The organism is Mesorhizobium sp. BR1-1-3 (genome assembly GCF_020165455.1).
Taxonomy (GTDB): Bacteria; Pseudomonadota; Alphaproteobacteria; order Rhizobiales; family Rhizobiaceae; genus Mesorhizobium; species Mesorhizobium ciceri.
The window spans coordinates 1-21,709 of record NZ_JAIUIC010000003.1 but is presented as its reverse complement, the minus strand read 5'-3'; the positions used below and the strand labels follow the sequence as shown (position 1 = coordinate 21,709).

Annotated in this window: 20 protein-coding genes and 1 tRNA gene; 9 read left to right on the top strand and 12 right to left on the bottom strand. The window is 63.6% G+C overall.

From position 1 onward, the window contains the following. From LB559_RS07355 to LB559_RS07330, 6 genes are all read right to left on the bottom strand, one after another. The gene (locus LB559_RS07355; protein WP_224673661.1) at positions 1–1,713 is read right to left on the bottom strand and encodes an IlvD/Edd family dehydratase; all 1,713 of its coding nucleotides are present in this window, start codon (positions 1,711–1,713) and stop codon (positions 1–3) included. A gap of 14 nt (positions 1,714–1,727) precedes the next feature. Continuing rightward, positions 1,728–2,507 (bottom strand): SDR family oxidoreductase, encoded by a 780-nt coding sequence (locus LB559_RS07350; protein ID WP_127367573.1) that lies wholly within the window; start codon positions 2,505–2,507, stop codon positions 1,728–1,730. After that, positions 2,500–3,390, bottom strand: a complete 891-nt coding sequence (locus tag LB559_RS07345) for an aldose 1-epimerase (protein ID WP_064992917.1) — start codon at positions 3,388–3,390, stop codon at positions 2,500–2,502. The genes LB559_RS07350 and LB559_RS07345 overlap by 8 nt, the downstream gene beginning before the upstream one ends. Before the next feature lie 13 nt (positions 3,391–3,403). After that, positions 3,404–4,354: an L-arabinose ABC transporter permease AraH gene (gene araH / locus LB559_RS07340; protein WP_063171058.1), complete on the bottom strand. Its 951-nt coding sequence runs from the start codon at positions 4,352–4,354 to the stop codon at positions 3,404–3,406. 11 nt (positions 4,355–4,365) lie between these two features. Continuing rightward, on the bottom strand, positions 4,366–5,877 hold the full coding sequence (gene araG / locus LB559_RS07335) for an L-arabinose ABC transporter ATP-binding protein AraG (RefSeq protein WP_224673660.1): 1,512 nt from the start codon (positions 5,875–5,877) through the stop codon (positions 4,366–4,368). A 70-nt stretch (positions 5,878–5,947) separates the two neighbouring features. Next, entirely contained in the window at positions 5,948–6,937 is a 990-nt protein-coding gene (locus tag LB559_RS07330; RefSeq protein WP_024501894.1) for an arabinose ABC transporter substrate-binding protein, read from the bottom strand. Positions 6,938–7,194: 257 nt separating this feature from the next. Here LB559_RS07330 and LB559_RS07325 point away from each other — a divergent pair, with 257 nt between their 5' ends. Together LB559_RS07325 and dgoD are read left to right on the top strand one after the other, a co-directional pair. Further along, positions 7,195–7,884: a FadR/GntR family transcriptional regulator gene (locus tag LB559_RS07325; RefSeq protein ID WP_050596413.1), complete on the top strand. Its 690-nt coding sequence runs from the start codon at positions 7,195–7,197 to the stop codon at positions 7,882–7,884. Positions 7,885–7,892: 8 nt separating this feature from the next. Next, the gene (gene dgoD, locus LB559_RS07320; RefSeq protein WP_063171056.1) at positions 7,893–9,041 is read left to right on the top strand and encodes a galactonate dehydratase; all 1,149 of its coding nucleotides are present in this window, start codon (positions 7,893–7,895) and stop codon (positions 9,039–9,041) included. Positions 9,042–9,231: 190 nt separating this feature from the next. Here the strand turns inward: dgoD and LB559_RS07315 are convergent. Continuing rightward, a tRNA-Ala gene (locus tag LB559_RS07315) sits at positions 9,232–9,307 on the bottom strand. A gap of 172 nt (positions 9,308–9,479) precedes the next feature. Beyond that, entirely contained in the window at positions 9,480–9,869 is a 390-nt protein-coding gene (locus LB559_RS07310; protein WP_013528180.1) for a TIGR02300 family protein, read from the bottom strand. 206 nt (positions 9,870–10,075) lie between these two features. On the opposite strand from LB559_RS07310, the gene aroA reads away from it, so the two are divergent. From aroA to rpsA, 3 genes are all read left to right on the top strand, one after another. Further along, complete coding sequence (gene aroA / locus LB559_RS07305; protein WP_013528181.1) at positions 10,076–11,434, top strand: 3-phosphoshikimate 1-carboxyvinyltransferase; 1,359 nt, start codon at positions 10,076–10,078, stop codon at positions 11,432–11,434. A 67-nt stretch (positions 11,435–11,501) separates the two neighbouring features. Then, entirely contained in the window at positions 11,502–12,146 is a 645-nt protein-coding gene (gene cmk / locus LB559_RS07300) for a (d)CMP kinase (RefSeq protein ID WP_013528182.1), read from the top strand. 215 nt (positions 12,147–12,361) lie between these two features. Beyond that, a complete protein-coding gene (rpsA, locus tag LB559_RS07295; protein WP_013528183.1) occupies positions 12,362–14,059 on the top strand; it encodes a 30S ribosomal protein S1 in 1,698 nt (565 codons plus the stop codon). 97 nt (positions 14,060–14,156) lie between these two features. On the opposite strand, the gene LB559_RS07290 is transcribed toward rpsA, so the two are convergent. From LB559_RS07290 to LB559_RS07275, 4 genes are all read right to left on the bottom strand, one after another. Then, on the bottom strand, positions 14,157–14,864 hold the full coding sequence (locus tag LB559_RS07290; RefSeq protein WP_224673659.1) for an SDR family NAD(P)-dependent oxidoreductase: 708 nt from the start codon (positions 14,862–14,864) through the stop codon (positions 14,157–14,159). Between the two features lie 169 nt (positions 14,865–15,033). Next, positions 15,034–16,611: a 5-guanidino-2-oxopentanoate decarboxylase gene (locus LB559_RS07285; RefSeq protein WP_224673658.1), complete on the bottom strand. Its 1,578-nt coding sequence runs from the start codon at positions 16,609–16,611 to the stop codon at positions 15,034–15,036. Then, positions 16,608–17,255, bottom strand: coding sequence for a TetR family transcriptional regulator C-terminal domain-containing protein (locus LB559_RS07280; RefSeq protein ID WP_032809890.1), 648 nt, complete (start codon positions 17,253–17,255; stop codon positions 16,608–16,610). The genes LB559_RS07285 and LB559_RS07280 overlap by 4 nt, the downstream gene beginning before the upstream one ends. Continuing rightward, positions 17,252–18,124, bottom strand: a complete 873-nt coding sequence (locus LB559_RS07275) for a dimethylarginine dimethylaminohydrolase family protein (RefSeq protein WP_063171053.1) — start codon at positions 18,122–18,124, stop codon at positions 17,252–17,254. The genes LB559_RS07280 and LB559_RS07275 overlap by 4 nt, the downstream gene beginning before the upstream one ends. Positions 18,125–18,337: 213 nt before the next feature. Here LB559_RS07275 and LB559_RS07270 point away from each other — a divergent pair, with 213 nt between their 5' ends. From LB559_RS07270 to LB559_RS07255, 4 genes are all read left to right on the top strand, one after another. Further along, positions 18,338–19,153, top strand: a complete 816-nt coding sequence (locus tag LB559_RS07270) for an ABC transporter ATP-binding protein (RefSeq protein ID WP_013528188.1) — start codon at positions 18,338–18,340, stop codon at positions 19,151–19,153. Positions 19,154–19,206: 53 nt separating this feature from the next. After that, on the top strand, positions 19,207–20,007 hold the full coding sequence (locus LB559_RS07265) for a transporter substrate-binding domain-containing protein (RefSeq protein WP_224618378.1): 801 nt from the start codon (positions 19,207–19,209) through the stop codon (positions 20,005–20,007). Positions 20,008–20,162: 155 nt separating this feature from the next. Beyond that, complete coding sequence (locus LB559_RS07260) at positions 20,163–20,876, top strand: ABC transporter permease (protein ID WP_196815384.1); 714 nt, start codon at positions 20,163–20,165, stop codon at positions 20,874–20,876. Then, positions 20,876–21,685: an ABC transporter permease gene (locus LB559_RS07255; RefSeq protein WP_013528191.1), complete on the top strand. Its 810-nt coding sequence runs from the start codon at positions 20,876–20,878 to the stop codon at positions 21,683–21,685. The genes LB559_RS07260 and LB559_RS07255 overlap by 1 nt, the downstream gene beginning before the upstream one ends. The last annotated feature ends 24 nt before the right edge of the window (positions 21,686–21,709 follow it).

Here is a 21,709-nt window from a genome sequence, read left to right as displayed (position 1 = left end):
TCAATGGCTTTCGCGTGGAATGGCGTGGCCACGGCATCCGACGAGAAAGTCGAGATCGGCGCCGCGGTCCGCCTGCAGGACACGGTCGACGTAGAGGCCCTGATAGCCGCCGCGCATCGCCGGGACGGGCGGTAGCCAGGATTCACGACGCCGCGCCAACTCCTGTGCCGACACGTCGAGATGCAGCTTCCTTGCTTCGACGTCGAGCTCGATGAAGTCCCCGCTCCTGACCAGCGCCAGCGGGCCGCCGATGGCGGCTTCGGGTGCGGCATGCAGCACGACGGTGCCGAAGGCGGTGCCGGACATGCGGGCATCGGAGATGCGGATCATGTCGCGGACACCCTGCTTCAACAGCTTCCGGGGCAGCGCCATGTTGCCGACCTCGGCCATCCCCGGATAGCCCTTGGGGCCGCAATTCTTCAGCACCATGATCGACGCTTCGTCGACGTCGAGCGCGGGATCGTCGACGCGCGCCTTGTAGTCGTCGATGTCCTCGAAGACGACGGCGCGGCCGCGATGCTTCATCAGGGCCGGTGACGCGGCTGACGGCTTGATGATGGCGCCGTCGGGCGCCAGATTGCCACGCAGCACCGCGATACCGCCATTGGGAGTAAGCGCCTTGTCGCGCGGGCGGATCACCTCGGGATTGTAGTTTTCAGCGTCACGGATGTTGTCGCGCACGGTCTTGCCGGTGACGGTCAGCACGTCGAGATCGAGCAGATCGCCGATCTCCTTGATGACCGCCGGAATGCCGCCTGCGTAGCAGAAGTCCTCCATCAGGAAGCGGCCTGACGGCATCAGGTCGAGGATGGTCGGTACATCGCGGCCATACCGATCCCAATCGTCCAGTGTCAGTTCGGTGCCGACGCGGCCGGCAATCGCCAGCAGATGCACGACCGCATTGGTCGAGCCGCCGATGGCACCATTGACACGGATGGCGTTGGCGAAAGCTTCTTTCTTGAGGATGGCGGACGGGCGGAGATTCTCATTGACCATCTCGACGATGCGCCGCCCCGTCATGCGGGCGATGCGGCTGCGGCGCGCGTCGACCGCCGGATAGGCAGCGTTGCCCGGCAGCGCCAGGCCGAGCGCTTCGACCATTGAGGCCATGGTCGAGGCCGTGCCCATGGTCATGCAATGACCCGGCGAGCGTGACATGGCACTCTCGGCATTAGCGAAATCCTGCTCGCTCATCACGCCGGCGCGGACATCCTCGGAGAATTTCCAGACATCGGTGCCGGAACCTATCTCGCGGCCCTGGAAACGGCCATTGAGCATCGGCCCGCCGGAAATGACGATCGACGGCAGGTCGCAGGAGGCCGCGCCCATGACCAGCGACGGGGTGGTCTTGTCGCAGCCTGCCATCAGCACGACACCGTCCATCGGATTGCCGCGGATCGCTTCCTCGACATCCATCGAGGCGAGATTGCGGAACAGCATCGCCGTCGGGCGCAGATTGGATTCGCCGCAGGAGAAGACCGGGAATTCCAGCGGCAGGCCGCCGGCTTCCAGCACGCCCGCCTTGATGTGCTCGATCAGGCCACGGAAATGCACGTGGCAAGGCGTGAATTCGGAGAAGGTGTTGCAGATGCCGATCACCGGGCGGCCGTCGAAGGCATCGTCGGGCAGGCCGTTGTTCTTCATCCAGCTGCGGTGAATGAAGGCGTCCTTGCCCTGCCCGCCGAACCAGTGCTGCGATCGTCTCTTGGTCATGGTTTTCCCGGAATTCAGGCTGGATGCTGGAGCTGGCTCAGCCCACCATCTACGACGAGCGTGGCCGCATTCATGAACGGGCACTCGTCGGAAATCATGAACACCGCAGCCAGCGCAATCTCGCGCGCCGTGGCGATGCGGCCGCCAGGATGTAGCGCCATGGTGTTGGCGCGTGCTGTGGCCGGATCGGCAAAGCTGTTCCAGTAGTCGATCGCCTTCTGGGTTTCGACATAGCCGGGCGCCAGCGCGTTCACGCGCACGCCTTGCACCGCATATTCGAGCGCCAGCGATTTGGTCAGGCCGAGCAGCGCGTGCTTGGCGACCGGATAGGGAAAGGTGTGTGGGATGATGGTGAAGCTGTGCGTCGAGGCGATGTTGAGGATGGCGCCGCCGCCGCTCGCGATCATGCCCGGCAACACCGCCTTGCTGCAATTCCAGGCGCCCTTGACGTTGACGTCGAAGTTGCGGTTCCATTCCTCCTCGGTCGCCTCGAGCGGCGTCGAGAACACATTGACCCCGGCATTGTTGATCAGCGCGTTGATGGGGCCGATCTCGGCGGCCGCTTGGCTGACGACAGCGGCAATCGCGGCACCGTCGCTGATGTCGGCTGCCGCATGCCCGACATGGCCGCGCGGCACGGCGAGGCCCGCGACGGTCTTGTCCAGCAGTGCGCCGTCGCGGTCGACCAGGAACAGTCTTGCGCCTTCGGCAAGGCAGGCCTCGGCGATCGCCAGCCCGATGCCTTGCGCGGCGCCGGTCAGGAAGATGCGTTTGCCGGAAAGGCGCTCAGCCATGGTTGTCGCTCCAGTCGAAGACGGTCATTGCGAATCTTGCTCTGAGAACCTCGCCGGGGGAAAGTACCTTGATCCCCATTGGGTCGGCATCGAAATGCTTCAACGCATTTGGGGTATGGCTCATCGGCTCCAGGCAGAAGAAGCTTCGGTCCGTGTCCGGCGCAAAGAGCATGTAGCGGTCGAGCTCCGCGTCCGCCTCGATGTCGATCCCCAGACAATGCTCCGGCCAGATGATGCGCGCGATGCCGCTCCACCCTTCGAAGCCATTGTTCAGCCAACGGTCGGGCAAATGGCGCGGCGTTGAGAAATCGACATCGTCGGCAATGGCGCTCCTGGACGCTGGAAGGTGCCCGTCGCGCTCTGTCCACCAGGTTTCGGCCGGCGCAAACAAGGTCGTCCGCGGCGTGCGCGGAAAGAATGGATGGAAACCGAGGCCGAATGGCAGTGGAATGACGCCGGTATTTTCGACGGCAAGCCGGAGTTCCAGCCGCGCGCCGGCGAGCCGGAACGACTGTCGCGCATGGTAGACATAGGGCGAGTCGACGCGGCGCGGATGATCGAAGGCCAAATCGAGGCGGTCGACGCGATGCTCCTCGACCTTCCAGTTCGCCTGCCAGCCGTCACCGTGAATATAGAAAGGATCAGTCGTGTTGGGCGCCAGCGTAAAGTTTTGACCGCCGCAGGAAAACGCATTGCCCTCGACGCGATTGCCGATCGGCACCATCGGAAAGCAAGCGCAGTGCACAACGTCGAACTCGGCCTCGCCTTGGTAGGGACGCAGGAATGGCACCCCGTCGGCCGTATGGCCGTTGACGATTGCGCTGCCAGAGGGGCTGATCTCGACGCACAGCCGATTGCTTTCCAGTAGTATTCCAGCCGACATGCCCTGCCCCGACTCAACGCCGGCCCAAAGCCGACGAGCGCAGATTGTCGAGCAGCACGGCCAGGAGCAAAATAACGCCGCGCACGATGTACTGGTAAAAGGCCGGGATGTTGAGCAGGTTCATGGCGTTCTCGGCGATGCCCATGATCAGCACGCCGACGATGACGCCCGACATGGTGGCGCGGCCGCCGGCAAGCGAGACGCCGCCGAGCACGCAGGCCGAGATGACCGAGAGTTCCAGTCCGACCGCCGCGTTGGGCTGGCCCGAGGTGATGCGCGACGCCAGCAGGATGCCGGCGATGCCGCAGACGACGCCTTGCAGCGCAAAAATCCAGATGCGCGTCCGGTCGACATTGACGCCGGCAAGGCGCGAAGCCTCCGGATTGCCGCCGATGGCCAATGTGTTCTTGCCGAAGACGGTGCGGTTGAGGACGAAGCCGAAGATGCAAAACAGGATGGCGAGCACCCAGACCGGCGTCGGAATGCCGAGCAGTTTGGACAGCGCGAGCTGGTAGAAATCCGGGCTGTTGATGCCGACGGCGCGGCCGTCGGACGCAATCAGCGCAAACCCGCGCACGATCTGCATGGTGGCCAGCGTCGTGATCAGCGCGTTGATGCGGAATTTGGCGATGACGATGCCGTTGATGAAGCCGACGAAGGCGCCGCTGGCAATTGCCGCCAAGAGGCCAAGCAGGATCGAGCCGGTGTAATTCGACGCCATCACAGCGACCATGCCGGCAAAGGCGACGATGGAGCCGACCGACAGGTCGAAGTCGCGTGCGGCAAGGCAGAACATCATGGTGCAGGCGACGATACCGACGGTGACCACCGACTGCAGCAGGCCGAGCATGTTGCGGTCGGTGAGGAAATTCGGCACCAGAGCCGAGACCAGCGCGAAGGCGACGACAAAGATGACGACGAGGCCCTGTTCGCCGAGCAGGATTTTTTTCAACTGGTCGGTCATGCCAAAAGTCCTCAAGATGCGATCGCGTCGGGGGTTTTCTGATCGGGGAGAGCGGCGGCCAGGATCGCCCTTTCGGCGAACTGGTCGCGGGTGAGCTCGGCGCTGACGCGGCCGCCGCACATCACCAGAATGCGATCGCAGATGCCCATCACCTCCGGCAGTTCGGACGAGACGACAACGATCGCCATGCCGTCCTGCGCAAGCTGGTAGAGCAGTTCATAGATTTCCGATTTGGCACCGACGTCGATGCCGCGCGTCGGCTCGTCGACAATGAGAACCCGCACCCCTTGTTCGGACAGCCAGCGGCCAAGAATGACCTTCTGCTGGTTGCCGCCGGAGAGGTTGATGATGTCCTGCTTGCGCGACGGCGTGCGCACCTTGAGCTTCTTGATGAAGGTTTCGGCGGTGGCGATCTCGCTGGCGCGGTTCAAAACACCGAAGCGCGTGTGATGGCGCCGCGACGAGATGTTGATGTTCTCCTCGACCGAGCGGCCCTGGATGATGCCGTCATGCTTGCGATCCTCCGAACACAGCACGATGCCGGCCCGGATCGTACCACGCGGATCGGTGGCAGGGACCAGCTTGCCGTCGACGGTGATGGTGCCGCCCGAGCGCGGATCGGCGCCATAGACCAGCCGCATCAGTTCCGAGCGCCCGGCGCCGATCAGGCCGAAGAAGCCGACGATCTCACCTGCCTTCGCCTCGAAACTGGCCGGCGTCTCCAGTTTGGGGCCGCTGAGAGCGTCGACCTTCAGGCGGACATCGCCCGTTTTTCGTGCGCGAAAACCCCAGATGTCGGAGATTTCGCGGCCGACCATTTCGGCGACGACCTGGTCGCGGGTGACACTTTTCAGCGACGCATGGTGCGCCGCCAGCTTGCCGTCGCGCAGCACGGTCAGGCTGTCGCAGAGCCGGAACACTTCGTCGAGCCTGTGCGAGACGTAGATGATGACCTTGCCCTCGCCGCGCAGGCGGTCGATCAGGGCAAACAGGATTTCGCTTTCGCGCGAGGACAGCGACGAGGTCGGTTCGTCCAGCGCGATAACGCGTGCGTCGAGCATGATCGCCTTGGCGATCTCGACCATCTGGCGTTCGCCGATGGACAGCGTCTTGACCTTGCGGCGCATGTCGATGTCGATGCCGGCCGATTTCAGCTTGGCGCCGACGTCGTCCAGCATCCGGCGGCCGGCGATGATGCCGGCGTTGGCAGGGAAACGACCGAGGCTGAGATTTTCGGCAACGGTGAGTTCAGGAACCAGCTGCAGTTCCTGATGAATGACGATGACGCCATTGTCGAAGGCATCCCGGGTCGACGTATAGGCCTGAACCCTGCCGTCGATGCGGATCTCGCCCTGATCGGCATGCTGGTCGCCGGACAGTATCTTGATCAGGGTGGATTTGCCGGCGCCGTTCTCGCCCATCAGGCCGTGCACGGCGCCTTTGTCGACGCCGAACGAGATGTCCGACAGCGCCTTGACGCCCGGATAGGTCTTGGTGATGTGCGAGAAGTCGAGAAAGGACACGGGCAGCGATCCTCTTGTGGAATGGCAAACAGGCGGCGGGATGAGCCGCCGCCTGTTTGTACAGGGAGGATTATTCGATGCCGAGGCCCTGGCGGACCTTCTGGTAGTCGTCGCGCTTGGCGAGTGCACCGGAAGTCAGGATCAGCTTCTCCGGCTCCTTGTTGCTGGCAACCCAGTCATACATGTTGAGCGCCGTTTCGTAGCCATGACGCTTCGGCGAGATGATCACGGTGCCGACGAAGCCGGTGGCCGTCGGCTTCTTGAACTCGTTGATCGCCGAATCCGCGCCGCCAATGCCAACGCCGATCACGCTATCAGCGGGGATGCCGACGCTTTCGGAAGCACGCACCGCACCCAGCACCGCTTCGTCGTTGAGGCCGAAAGAAACCCACTTCTTGATCTCGGCATGGGCGTTGAGCACGACGGTCGCCGCATTGAGGGCAGCTTCCGTATCAGTCTTGGCCTGAGGGGCGTCAAAAATGTTCTCGGCCTTGAAGCCGTTTGCCTTGAGCACCGAGATGGCGCCTTCGACGCGGTCGACGGCGGTCGGCAGTTGGTCATAGGAGACGCGGATGGCGCCGACCTCGTCGGCCTTCCAGCCGCGCGCCTTCATCTCGTCGACGATCGCCTGGCCGACCGCCTCGCCGATCTTGGTTGCCGAGATGCCCATATGCGGCACGTCTTCCAGCGCCTTGCCGTCGGCGCCGACCAGGCGGTCATCGACAGTCATCAGCTTGAGATTGTTGGCGGCGGCCTTGGCGACGATGCCGGGGCCGAGCTTCACGTCGGGCGTGCAGACGATGAAACCCTGCGCGCCCTGGGCGCCGAGATTGTCGATGGCCGACATCAGCTTCTCACCGTCTTCGGCGCCGATCTTGACCAGGGTAAAGCCCTTTTCCTTGGCGGCCTGGTCAGCGAACTTCCATTCGTCCTGGAACCACGGCTCCTCGGGCTGTTTGACGATGAAGCCGATCTTGGTGTCCTGAGCATATGCAGCGATGGTCGTGACGGACAGCACGGCAAGCGCGCCCGCGACGAGCGCGGTCTTCAAAAGTCGCATGATTACCTCCCAGCGATAGACCGGGCGCTCAGCCCGGATGCCGGAGTCTCTAATCGCTTTTATCATACTCGTCAATTGATCTGGTATGATAATTAATGTACATGCTCTGACCAGCGATCGCTGGCGCAATTGATCCGCATCCGTTAAGGCCGGACCGATTGTGCGAAACCAGCGGTTCGCCGCCTTGGAGGAGGGCTGAGGTGACCGGGACTTTGAAGAAACCGCAAGGCGACACAACCACTCGCCGCCCGCGCGTCATGCCCGACGTGACCAAGGCGATTGCCTCGGACATCTTTTCCGGGCGCTATCCGGCCGGCTCCTCACTGCCGACCGAAAACGAGCTCGGCGTCGAATACAGCGTCAGCCGCACCGTCATCCGTGAGGCCCTGAAAGTGTTGGCGGCAAAAGGGCTGGTGCTGTCGCGGCCACGCGTCGGCACGATCGTCTGCAACGAGGACGACTGGAACATCATCGACCCGCAGGTGCTGGCCTGGCACGCGCCGCATGCACTGGACGACAAGCTCTTCGACGCCATTCTTGAGACTCGCCGGGCCATCGAGCCGCTGGTTGCCGAACTCGCCGCCACGCGCGCGACGCTGCAGGAGATCGCCGATCTCGAAGCCACCTGGCGCGGCATGGCCGGCGCCGGCGAGGATCTCGCCGCCTTCTCGCGCAGCGACATCGCTTTCCACCAGATCGTCTATGCCGCGAGCCACAACCCGATCTTTCGCCAGATCGGTAATCTCATCGACACCGGGCTGAAATTTTCGCTGGAGGCGACGGCGGTGATTTCGCTCGACCGGCGCATGGAGGCCGTGGCGGCGCACCGCGAGGTGGTCGAGGCGCTGCGTATGCGCAATGCCGATGCCGCGCGTGGGGCGGCAAACAAGATCCTCGACCTCGCGGCGCGCGACCTCGTCAGCGCCAAGAAACTCAAAAGCAACTGAGACTGCGCATGAAAATCATCTCGCTCACCACCTACATCGTTCCGCCGCGCTGGCTGTTCCTGAAGATCGAAACCGATGCCGGCGTCACCGGCTGGGGCGAGCCGGTCGTCGAAGGCCGGGCGCTGACCGTCGAGGCGGCGGTCAAGGAGCTTGGCGATTATCTCATCGGCAAGGATCCCCGGCTGATCGAGGATCACTGGACGGTGATGCACCGCGGCGGTTTCTACCGCGGCGGCCCGATCCTGATGAGCGCCATTGCCGGGATCGACCAGGCACTGTGGGACATCAAGGGCAAGGCGCTCGGCGTGCCCGTGCACGAACTGCTCGGCGGCAAGCTGCGCGACTCGATCAAGCTCTATTCCTGGATCGGCGGCGACCGCCCGGCGGAGGTCGCGGCCGGCGCCAGGGAAATGGTTGCGCGCGGTTTCCTGGCGCTCAAGATGAACGGTACCGAAGAACTGCAGATCGTCGACAGCCATGACAAGATCGACGCCGCTGTCGAACGCGTCGCCATGGTGCGCGAGGCCGTCGGGCCCAACATCGGCATCGCTGTCGATTTTCATGGCCGCGTGCACCGGCCGATGGCGCGTGCGCTCGTCAAGGAACTCGAACCCTATAGGCTGATGTTCATCGAAGAGCCGGTGCTCAGCGAAAACCGCGAGGCGCTGAAGGAGATCGCCGCGCTTGGCTCGACACCGATCGCGCTCGGCGAGCGGCTCTATAGCCGCTGGGACTTCAAGTCCGTGTTCGAGGAAGGCGTCGTCGACATCATCCAGCCCGACCTGTCGCATGCCGGCGGCATCACAGAATGCCGCAAGATCGCGGCGATGGCGGAAGCCTATGATGTCGCGGTCGCGCCGCATTGCCCGCTCGGGCCGATCGCGCTTGCCGCGTGCCTGCAGCTCGACGCGGTCAGCTACAACTGCTTCATCCAGGAGCAGAGCCTCGGCATCCACTACAACGCCGCCAACGACCTGCTCGACTATGCCGCCAACAAGGATGTCTTCCGCTACGAGGATGGTTATGTCGCCATTCCCGACGGCCCGGGCCTGGGTGTCGAGATCGACGAGGATTATGTCAAGGAACGCGCCAGGGAAGGCCACCGCTGGCGCAACCCGATCTGGCGCCACAAGGACGGTTCCTTCGCCGAGTGGTGATCCGGGCTGGCTTTCAGACTCCAAGCACTCCAGGAATAGTGAAGACTTTGTCCGGCGAGCAGTTCTCGAGAAATGGCTCGTTCGTTCCGTTTGATCGAGGGGCTTTCAGCGGCATTGCCTGAATTGACCATCAAACGCAGATGACCGCAGTGCGGCACATTCATCGGCTGCGAATTGCAGAGGGACTGTTTGGTGGAGCCAATCGGGATCGAACCGACGACCTCTTGAATGCCATTCAAGCGCTCTCCCAACTGAGCTATGGCCCCACTTCCGGCAGTCAACCGGCGCCGTTTCCGGCGAAGAGATCCGGCGCGGGTTGGAGACCGCGCCGTTAGTGCAGGCGGCTTCTAACCCCGCCCTTCTCAGATATCAAGCCTTCGAGAGTCGCTTTTTCTTCACAGACCTCGAAAGCCCGCAAACGCCCGCTTTCAAGGCCGATCAGACCTCGTCGTCGTCGTCGCCAACGCCGATCATGTCGGCAACGTCGTCATCTTCTTCCTCTTCGTCGGCGAGGAAGGTGTCGTCCTCGTCGTCGCCGAGATCGACGTCGTCCTCATCGTCGCCAAGATCCGGCAGGTCGTCGCCCTTGACGTCCTCATCGGCCTCTTCGAGCGAGACGACCTCAACGCCTTCTTCTTCCTCGGCGTCCACTTCCTTCTCGGCCACTTCCTCTTCCTCCTCGAGAGCGGCAATCTTGCCTTCCTCGAAATAGGAACGCGGATAGGTCTTGCCGGTGTAGGGCGAGACGATCGGGTCCTTGTTCAGGTCGTAGAATTTTCGGCCCGTCTCCGGGTCGATACGTTTTGTGCCAAGTTCGGTTTTTGCCACGGCAAGCCTCGTCAATAAAAGAGTGGTCCCCTTAACCACAGTTTGCAGCGCTGTCAAAGCGAAAAGCCGGCGTCACAAAACCATGCATTGAAAGGCCTCGCGTGAAGTGACGACCATGGGGATGACCATTTCGGCCCACCGTGGTACGAGACCGCCGCAACAAATGAAAAGCGCCGGCCCGCCGGCATTCCGTCCAGGGAAATTCCATGTCTCACGCCGCCGCCCCCAAGCCGGCCACCGCCCGCCAATCCCCAGCCCTTTCCGGCATCGCGCGCGTGCCGGGCGACAAGTCGATCTCGCACCGTTCCTTCATGTTCGGCGGCCTCGCCTCCGGCGAGACCCGCATCACCGGCCTGCTCGAAGGCGAGGACGTGATGCGCACGGGCGCGGCCATGAAGGCAATGGGCGCGCATATCGAGAAGAACGGCGACGAGTGGGTGATCCGCGGCACCGGCAACGGCGCGCTGCTGCAGCCGGAAGGCCCGCTCGATTTCGGCAATGCCGGCACCGGCTCGCGGCTGACCATGGGCCTTGTCGGCACCTATGACATGGAGACGACCTTCATCGGCGATGCCTCGCTGTCGGGCCGGCCGATGGGCCGTGTGCTGGAACCCTTGCGCCAGATGGGCGTGCAGGTGCTGAAGGCGACGCCGGGCGACCGCATGCCGATCACACTGCATGGACCCAAGCATGCCGCACCGATCACCTATCGCGTGCCGATGGCCTCGGCGCAGGTGAAGTCCGCAGTGCTGCTCGCCGGCCTCAACACGCCCGGCATCACCACGGTGATCGAGCCGGTGATGACACGCGACCACACCGAAAAGATGCTGAAGGGGTTTGGCGCCAATCTGTCGGTCGAAACCGACGAGCGTGGCGTGCGCCACATTTTCATCGAAGGCCAGGGCAAGCTGACCGGCCAGACCATCGCCGTGCCGGGCGACCCGTCCTCGGCCGGTTTCCCGCTGGTGGCCGCCCTGATCGTGCCGGGTTCGGACATCACGATCGAAAACGTACTGATGAACCCGACCCGCACCGGCCTGCTTTTGACGCTGCAGGAGATGGGCGGCAACATCGACATCCTCAACCCGCGCAATGCCGGCGGCGAGGATGTCGCCGACCTGCGGGTACGTTACTCCGAGCTCAAGGGCGTCATCGTGCCGCCCGAGCGGGCGCCGTCGATGATCGACGAGTATCCGGTGCTGGCGGTCGCTGCGAGCTTCGCCGAGGGCGAAACGCTGATGCAGGGGCTGGAGGAGTTGCGGGTGAAGGAATCCGACCGGCTGTCGGCCGTCGCCAACGGGCTGACGCTCAACGGCGTCGACTGCACCGAGGGCGAAGCTTCGCTTGCCGTGCGCGGCAAACCGGGCGGCAAAGGCCTTGGCGGCCATCCCAATGGCAAGGACACCACCGTGCAGACCCACCTCGATCACCGCATCGCCATGAGCTTTCTGGTCATGGGGCTGGCGACGGAAAAGCCGGTGACCATTGACGACGCCGCCATGATCGCGACCAGCTTTCCGGAGTTCATGGGGCTGATGACGGCGCTGGGCGCGGAGATCGGGTGACGGTCGTGGCAACCAATAGCCTTGGTACGTTGGCAGGCCAGCGCCCAACCCTTTCGGCGGTCTGCCAATGACACACGTCTTCACCATCGCCATCGACGGCCCCGCCGGCGCCGGCAAGGGCACCCTCGCCCGCCGGCTGGCCGACCACTACCGCCTCAACCTGCTCGACACCGGCCTCACCTACCGTGCCGTGGCCTATGCGCTCATCCAGCACGCGCTGCCGCTCGACAATGTCTCGGCGGCTGAAACCGCTGCCCGCCAGGTCGATTTGGCAAAGCTCGACCGGACGGTCTTGTCGGCGCATGCGGTCGGCGAGGCGGCCTCCAAGGTCGCGGTGTACCCGACCGTGCGGCGCATCCTCGTCGAAAAGCAGCGCGACTTCGCCAAGACGCCGCCGGGTGCGGTGCTCGATGGGCGCGACATCGGCACCGTGGTGTGCCCCGACGCCGACATCAAACTCTATGTGACGGCGAGCGCCGAGGTGCGGGCACAGCGCCGGCTGGCCGAGATCGAGAGCATCGGCGGGACCGCCGATTTCACCGAGATCCTCGCCGATATCATGCGCCGCGACGAGCGCGACATGGGCCGTGCCGACTCACCTTTGAAGCCGGCCGCCGACGCGCACTTGCTTGATACCAGCGAAATGGCTATAGAAGCCGCGTTTCTTGCAGCCATGGCGATCATCGATGACGTCTTGGCCAAGAGAGACTAGGCCTGATCCGGGTTTTTCCCTCGTCTTTCCGTTGTCGGAGGCGAAGAAAATACCCATATCGGGCACGAACCAGCCTGCCAGCATTCTTCATGCGCCGGAATTGCCGCTTAAAGAGCGGCCCAGGGCTTTTGTAGCCCGGAACGCCGGCAGGCCAACGCAACGCTAACCCACGGCGCCCGTCCCGCTTCCAGATGCGGGGCACTCCAGGAGAAACAATGTCAGCTGCAAATCCCACTCGCGATGATTTCGCGAGCCTGCTCGAAGAATCATTCACCACCGGTCACTCCGGCGAAGGCCAGGTCGTCAAGGGCACGATCACGGCGATCGAAAAGGACATGGCCATCATCGACGTCGGCCTCAAGGTCGAAGGCCGCGTGCCGCTGAAGGAATTCGGCGTCAAGGGCAAGGACACTACCCTCAAGGTTGGTGACACCGTCGAGGTCTATGTCGAGCGCATTGAAAACGCGCTTGGCGAAGCAATGCTTTCCCGTGAGAAGGCCCGTCGCGAAGAGAGCTGGGTCCGCCTCGAAGAGAAGTTCACCAAGGGTGAGCGCGTCGAAGGTGTTATCTTCAACCAGGTCAAGGGCGGCTTCACGGTCGACCTCGACGGCGCCGTGGCCTTCCTGCCGCGCAGCCAGGTCGATATCCGCCCGATCCGCGACGTCTCCCCGCTGATGCACAACCCGCAGCCCTTCGAGATCCTCAAGATGGATCGCCGCCGCGGCAACATCGTGGTGTCTCGCCGTACCGTGCTCGAAGAGAGCCGCGCCGAACAGCGTTCGGAAATCGTGCAGAACCTCGAAGAAGGCCAGGTTGTCGAAGGCGTCGTCAAGAACATCACCGATTACGGTGCGTTCGTCGACCTCGGCGGCATCGACGGCCTGCTGCATGTCACCGACATGGCATGGCGCCGCGTCAACCATCCGACCGAAATCCTCAACATCGGTCAGACGGTCAAGGTGCAGATCATCCGCATCAACCAGGAAACCCACCGTATCTCGCTCGGCATGAAGCAGCTCGAGAGCGATCCGTGGTCCGAGATCGGCACCAAGTTCCCGATCGGCAAGAAGATCAAGGGCACCGTCACCAACATCACCGACTACGGCGCGTTCGTCGAGCTGGAGCCGGGCATCGAGGGTCTCATCCACGTTTCGGAAATGTCGTGGACGAAGAAGAACGTGCATCCCGGCAAGATCCTGTCGACGACCCAGGAAGTCGACGTGGTGGTGCTCGAAGTCGATCCGGCCAAGCGCCGCATCTCGCTCGGCCTCAAGCAGACGCTCGAGAATCCGTGGCAGGCTTTCGCCTCTAGCCATCCGGTCGGCAGCCAGGTCGAGGGCGAGGTCAAGAACAAGACCGAGTTCGGCCTGTTCATCGGCCTCGAAGGCGACGTGGACGGCATGGTGCACCTTTCCGACCTCGACTGGACCCGTCCGGGCGAGCAGGTCATCGAAGAGTACAATCGCGGCGACATGGTCAAGGCGCAGGTGCTCGACGTCGACATCGACAAGGAGCGCATCTCGCTCGGCATCAAGCAGCTGGCCAAGGATACGGTCGGCGAAGCGGCGACTTCAGGCGAACTGCGCAAGAACGCGGTCGTTACCTGCGAAGTCATCGGCGTCAAGGATGGCGGTCTGGAAGTGCGGCTGGTCGACAGCGGCATCGAAACCTTCATCAAGCGCTCCGACCTGAGCCGTGACCGCGACGAGCAGCGCCCCGAGCGCTTCACCGTCGGCCAGAAAGTCGATGCCCGCGTCATCGCCTTCGACAAGAAGACCCGCAAGCTGCAGGTCTCGATCAAGGCGCTGGAAATCGCCGAAGAGAAGGAAGCGGTCGCTCAGTACGGCTCGACCGACTCCGGCGCTTCGCTGGGCGACATCCTGGGTGCCGCGCTGAAGAAGCAGGGCAGCTAAGTCTTCGCACCGCGAAGCCTTCGCACAGGCTCCAAAACAAAACCCCGCCGGAGCGATCCGGCGGGGTTTTTCTTTGACCTAGGTAAAGGTTGGAAAGTTACGCCCTGCCGTAAAGCGGCACCAGCGTGCCGCTCATCGCCTGATTGGCCGGCGAGGCGAGATAGGCGATGGCCTCGGCGGCGGCTTCGAGGCTGACCCATCTTGTGACATCGGCATCCGGCATATCGGCGCGGTTTGCCGGCGTATCTAGCGTCGACGGCGCCACGGCATTGACCAGGATGCCCTTGTGCTTCAGCTCTTCGGCCATCGCCACCGTCATGGCTGCCACCGCCGCCTTGCTGGCGGCGTAAGCGACCATGCCGGCGCCGCGCCGCGGATCGAGCCCGGCGCGCGCGGTGACGTTGACGATGCGGCCCGCCGTGTCCGACGACAGCATCGAGCGGATCGCGGCGCGGCAGCACAGGAAGGCGGTGCGCGCATTGGTGTCCATCATCTCGGCAAAGGACGCCGACTCGATCTTTTCAACAGGCGCCGAGGTGAAGCCGCCAGCCAGATGGATCGAGCCCCAAAGGCCCGGAACCTGGCTATAGAACGCTTCGACCTTCGCGGTATCCGAGAGATCGACGTTGTGCACCAGCTGGACACGGTCATGCGAGGTAAAGGGGAAATGCGTAGGGGCGGCGGCATGAGCATTGGGCACATGGCAGATCGCGCCGTCGCTCAGCAGTTTGCCGACAACCGCACCGCCGAGCGCACCGGTCCCACCAGTCACGACGATATGCTTGCCTTCAAGTGTTTCCGTCATCTTGGACGCTCCTGTCATTTTTTTGTCGTTAGGTCGTTTCTGTGCCGCCGACGCGAAGCGTCGCGCCTTTTGCGCCATCACTCAATTGACATCTCGACATGGCAGTTGTCGCGTCTTTGCATGCGTCCGACACTTCAGCCGTGGCCCGCCAAGACGGGAAACCCGCGCTTCAGTCAACTGTGATTTCGATGACGCGCGGCAGTCCGGTGGCCCGGGCGCGCTTCAGCGCGTCCGCGAGAGCGTCGATATCGGCAAGCCGTTCGGCGCCGATGCCATAAGCCTCGGCCAGCTTGCAGAAATCCGGCGGCGCCGGCGATACGCCAACCGGCTCGACGCCGACATCGAGCATCGAGGTTTCGATCTCGCGGTAGCCTCTGTTGTTCCAGACGACGAAGATGACCGGTACCCGCGCGTCGAGCGCGGCGCCCAGTTCCGGCAGCGTGAACTGGAAACCGCCGTCACCCGTGAGGCAGACGACCGGCGCATCGGGTATCGCAAGGGCCGCGCCAATTGCAGCCGGCGGGCCGTAGCCAAGCGCGCCGAAGCCGGTGGCGGCATTGAACCAACCGCCTGGCCGATCATGGTCGTAATAGAGGTTGGCCGCATAGATCGGCTGCGTCGAATCGCCGACGATGAGCGCGCCCGGCAAAGCGTCGCGGATCATCTCGACGGCGCGCACCTGCCCCTGCAGTGTCGGATTGAGCTCGGCAAAGGCTGCTTTGCGTGTAGTAGCGGCGCGCGACGAACCGCCCTCGCTTGCCCGGACATGGCGGGTTTCCAGAAGTAGTGTTTCGAGCGCCTCGGCGCAATCGGCCTGGATCGAAACCGTCGCCGGGCGGCGGGCAAGCTGGTCCGCTCCGATATCGATGCGGATCAGGTTGGCGGGCAGGACGAAGCCGCCATCGCTGTAGCCGTCATAGTCGGTCGGGCCGAACTCGGTGCCGGCGGCAATGACCAGGTCGGCGTCGGCCATCAGCGCCCGTACTGTCTTCAGGCTGGGACTGGCCGGCACGCAAAGCGGATGACCATGCAGCAGGCCGCGCGCATTGGTGGTCTGGACGACCGGCGCCCCCAGCCGTTCGGCCAGACGCCGCAGTGGCGCTTCGGCGCGTTTGGCGCCGCCGCCGACCAGGATCAGCGGGCGGCGCGCGGCACTGATGAGTTTTGCCGCGTTGGCAATTGCGACACCTTCCGGCAAGGGCGGCGTCACATTGCTCAGCATGGCAGCGATGCCATCCGCCGGCTTGACCATGACGTCGGTCGGGATCTCGATATGTACCGGGCCGGGCCGGGCCGATGAAAACAGGGCGAAGGCCTGCGCCAGCGCGCCGGGCAATTCGCCAGCCTCGGTAACGCGCTGCGAAAACAGCGCCACCTTCTCCATCATGCCGCGCTGATCCGGCAATTCGTGCAGATGGCCCAGCCCCTTGCCCAGCGTCGGCGTGGCGTTGACGCCTGAGATCACCAGCATCGGCACCGAATCGGCGCGTGCCTGCCCCATGGCGGTGATGGTGTTGGTCAGCCCCGGTCCGGTGATGACGAAGGCGACGCCCGGCCTGCCGCTGGCGCGCGCATAGCCATCGGCCATGAAGCCGGCGCCCTGTTCGTGACGCGGCGTGACGTGGCGGATCTTGGAGCGCGCTAGCCCGCGGTAGAGTTCTACCGTGTGGACGCCGGGAATCCCGAAGACCGTGTCGACGCCATGGGCTTCGAGCAGCGAAATGAGCGCTTCGCCGAGTGTCGTCATTGGTTTTCCTCCCCTTCCGGCGCGAGGCCTAGTTCGGCCTCGACGGCCTTGATGCCGATCGCCGCCAATTCGCCGGGCGAGAACATCTCGCCGGCCAGGCAGCCTTCGATCCAGAGTCCGTCGATGATCGCATTAATCGCGATGGCATGGTGGCGCAATTGGCTTGCGTCCGATTTGCGCCGTTCGGCGGCGAGCACCTCGGCCACAACCGCTTCCACCTCATTGCGAAAACCAAGGTAGCCTTCGCGGTGGGCGTGGGCCAGGGTCGGATCCGCTCTGGCGCGGCCGATGAAGGTTGCCCAGAGCGAAAACACCCGCGCGTCGATAATCGGCGCATTGAGGTTGGCGGTGACGAAAGCCGCAAGGCGCTGGCGAGGCGAGGCATTCTCCATGACCAAAGCCGCTTTCGCCTGCTCGGTCATGCGGCCCATCAGCGCTGCATAGGCTTCCTGCAGCAATTCTTCCTTGCCGGGAAAATAGTGCCGGATCAGCCCGGCGGTGACGCCGGCACGCAATGCGATGGTGCGCAAGGTGGCGCCCTGCAGGCCATGTTCCGCCACGCTGTCCAGAGTGGCCTCGATCAGATCCTGCCGCCGCCGCTCCTCGCCCTCGCGACGGAACCTGCGGCGGGATGGCATATTCATTGGCGCAGGATCGGTCGCGTCAGGCATGTCGGCCCGCCCTCGCAGGCGATGCAGAGCGCATCCGCCTCGAAGATTTCGACCGTGCAGCCGGCGGCTTCCATCGCGGCTTTGGTCTTTGGAAAGCCCGCGACGGCAATGATCTTGTGTGGGCTGGTCGGCAGCACGTTCAGGCTAAGGCCGTTGGAAGCCGCGAACTCTTCGGCGTCGCCTTCGACCAGCCGGATGTTACGCGCCTTCAGCATCTGATAGAATGGGGCCGGCAAAAGCGGTGAATGGACCAATGCGAGGTCGTCGGCCAGCGGGCTGATCACCGACATCAGATGCAGGCACGCTTCTTCGCCTTGCCACAGCGGAAGATCAAAGCCGTAGACGGAAACGCCCAGCGGCGTCAGCAGGTTGGAAACCTGCTGGATGCCTTCCTGGTTGGAGCGGACACCGCGCCCGATCACCAGCGTACGGGCATCGAGCCATACGCAATCACCGCCTTCGACCTGGCCAGGAACCTCGACGCGGCCCAGGATTGGAATGCCCAGCCTTCGGTAGGTTTCCTCATGCAGCGAGGGCTCCCTGGCGCGCAACGGCTTGCCCATGGACAGAATCAGCGCGCCGCGATCGGTCATCAGCGACGGGTCGTGCGTGAACACCGAGTCCGAAAGTCCATCCGCCGTGTCCTCGATCCATTCGATTTCGGCACCGGAAGCCGCCACCAGTTCAGCAAGGAGCGCGTGCTGCGATGCCGCTTTCGCCGGATTGAATCCCGGGCCATAGTGCCAGGCAACCCTGTCGGCATTGCGCATGGCGTTGGCCGCCGACCGCATCAGCACGCGGCGCAGCGGCGCCGCCATGGACTGTGATCCGAAAGCGCTCATCGAAGTCCTTTTTCGCTGAAAAAAATCGAGAAAATTTCATGGAAGGCTATTTATACACTTGCACAACAAGCTCGCAAGTGCCGTAATATGCAGGATTGACGGGCTCTCTCCGTTGGGTCCATGCTGAAGTCTGGAGCGGGGCAGTACAGCGTATATGTTGATTAGCCGGATACACGTTCGACGAACCGCAGCCGACCCGATAGAGGTCACCCGGTGAGCGTGGTGGAAGCTGCCGCAGTCCGATCCGGCAAGGCGCAGGACGGCGCCGCCGAAGCCATCCATGTCGAGAACCTGCACAAGAAGTTCGGTGAGCTGCATGTGCTGAAGGGCGTCTCGCTGTCAGCGCGCGACGGCGAGGTCATCGCCATCATCGGTGGCTCGGGCTCCGGCAAGTCGACCCTGCTGCGCTGCATCAACTGCCTGGAAAACCCGACCAGCGGCATCATTCGCGTCAATGGCGAGGAGATCAAGCTCAAGGCCGACAGCCACGGCCACACCATTCCGGCCGACCGCAAGCAGATCGAGCGCATCCGCTCCAAGCTCGGCATGGTGTTCCAAAACTTCAACCTGTGGAGCCACATGACGCTGATCGAAAACGTCATCGAGGTTCCGGTGCATGTGCTTGGCGTCAAGCGCGATGTGGCGATCGGCGAGGCCGAGAAGCTGCTCGCCCGTGTCGGTCTGGCTGAAAAGCGCGACGTCTATCCGGCCTATCTGTCGGGCGGCCAGCAGCAGCGCGCCGCGATCGCCCGGGCGCTGGCCATCAATCCGCGCGTCATGCTGTTCGACGAGCCCACCTCCGCGCTCGATCCCGAACTGGTCGGCGAGGTGCTGAAGGTGATCGGCGACCTGGCGCGCGAAGGCCGCACCATGGTGCTGGTCACCCACGAGATGAAGTTCGCCCGCGAGGTCGCGACCCATGTCGTCTACCTCTACAACGGGCTGGTCGAGGAAGAAGGGCCGCCGGAGCAGATCTTCGGCGCACCGAAATCCGAAAGGCTGAAGCAGTTCATCCGCAACATCGGCTAGGCAAGCCGGGACGGAAGAAAACCGGGAACCAACAACAAACTGGGAGTCATGAAATGAAGACCGTTCTGAAGACATTTGCCGCAGCGCTGCTGCTCGGCGTCGCCGCCATGGGCGTGGCCAAGGCCGATCCGGTCAAGATCGGCGTCGCCGCCGAGCCTTATCCGCCCTTCACCTCGCCCGATGCTTCGGGCAAATGGATCGGCTGGGAGATCGACTTCATCGACGCCGTCTGCGCCGAGGAGAAGCTCGATTGCGTCATCACCCCGGTTGCCTGGGACGGCATCATCCCGGCTCTGACGACCAAGAAGATCGACCTCATCGTCTCCTCGATGTCGATCACCGCCGAACGCGCGAAGACGATCGATTTCTCGGACAAGTACTATAACACGCCGACCGCGATCATCGGCCCGAAGGACCAGAAATTCGGCTCCGCTCCGGACGACCTCAAGGGCAAGATCGTCGGCGTGCAAGTGTCGACGGTGCACGCTGTCTACGCCAAGAAGCACTTTGGCAGCACAGCCTCCGAGATCAAGGAATACCAGACCCAGGACGAGGCCAACAACGATCTGGCCGCCGGCCGTCTCGACGCGGTGCAGGCCGATTCCATCGCGCTTGGCGAATTCCTCAAATCCGACCAGGGCAAAGCCTGCTGCGACCTGAAGGGCATGGTCGCTCCCGATGACGAAGTGCTCGGACCGGGCGTCGGCGCCGGCGTGCGCAAGGAAGACACCGAACTGAAGGGCAAAATCAACGCCGGCATCAAGGCGATCCGCGCCAACGGCAAATATGACGAGATCTCGAAGAAATACTTCGATTTCGACATTTACGGCGGCGGCGGCGCGCAGTCGAACTGACGATCCTCGTATGAGCTGTGGGGTGTGGCGTCGCGCCATGCCCCACCTGCTCGATCTTTCCCAGGCATGTTTGCCGCCGACGCAACCGTCGGCGGTTAGTCAGCACTTCGGGGGCGACGCTGATCGACGCACTTCTTTCGGCCTCCGCGGCCGGCATCACCGAGCTTCTCTCGCCCTACCCGCCAGGCTGGGGCGGGGCGCTTCTGGTTGGGCTGCTGCATTCGATCGAGATCGCGCTGGGCGCCACGTGCCTCGGCCTTCTGATCGGCACCGGCGGCGCCTATGGCAAGCTTTATGGCGGGCCGGTGGTGCGCGATCTCCTGGCGGTTTACACCACCATCGTGCGCGCCGTGCCCGAACTGGTGCTGATCCTGCTGCTCTATTACGCCGGCACCGACCTGATCAATCAGGCGCTGACGGCCATGGGTTATCAGCGCGTCGACGTGAGCGGCCTTGCCGCCGGCATCGCCGTGCTCGGCTTCGTCCAGGGCGCCTATTCGACAGAGGTGATACGCGGCGCGATCCTGGCCATTCCGCAGGGCCAGATCGAAGCCGCCCGCGCCTATGGAATGTCTCCGGGCCTGATGTTGCGGCGCATCACCTTGCCGTCAATGCTGCCCTTCGCTATTCCGGGCCTCGCCAATCTCTGGCTGATCGCCACCAAGGACACAGCGCTATTGGCTGTTGTCGGCTTCTATGAGCTGGCGCTGGCAACGCGGCAGGCAGCGGGCGTCACCAAGGCCTATTTCACCTTCTTTTTCGCGGCGGGCGTGCTCTATCTGCTTTTGTCGCTGTTCTCCAACCTTGTCATCGGCCGTGTCGAGACCTGGTCGCGGCGCGGCATGCCTTCGCTCAAGGAGGCGCGCTGATGGCCAACGAGGCGACCATCATCGACGTCGTCGCGCGAACGTCGCTGTGGCTGCAGCCGCACCGCATCGTGCTGATCCTGATCGCACTCGGCCTGGTTCTGTCGGCCGCCTTTTTCATGCGCTGGGACTGGCTGCCGCAATATTATGAAATGGGCTTGATCGGCCTCTGGCGCTCGCTGTGGATCCTGGCCGTCACCTGCGTGCTGGGCTTCCTGCTGGCCGTCCCGCTTGGCCTGGCGCAGGCTGCCGGCTCGTTCTGGTTCGCCGCACCCGCCAAGGTGTTCTGCACGGTGATCCGGGGCACGCCGCTGCTGATCCAGCTCTGGCTGCTCTATTACGGCCTGGGTTCGCTGTTCCCGCAATATCCGTGGATCCGCGAATCCTGGATGTGGCCATATCTGCGGCAAGCCTGGCCCTATGGCGTGCTGGCGCTGACCCTGTCGTTCGCCGGTTATGAGGGCGAGGTGATGCGCGGCGCCTTCGCCGGCGTGCCCAAGGGGCAACTCGAAGCCGCCCGCGCCTTCGGCATGAGCCGCTGGAAGGCGTTCCGGCGGATCTGGCTGCCGCAAGCCATCTACCGGGCGCTGCCGACGCTGACCGGCGAGACCGTGCTGCAATTGAAGTCGACGCCGCTGGTGGCGACGATCAGCGTCATCGACATCTTCGCCGTTTCGTCCAAAGTACGGCAGGACACCTACCTCACCTACGAGCCCTTGCTGCTGCTGGCGCTGATCTACATGACGATAACCGGCATTCTGGTCTTCGCCTTCAGCAGGATAGAGGCCAGGATCCCGAACAAGATTGGTTAGAGGGGAGTAGGGGAGTAGGGGAGT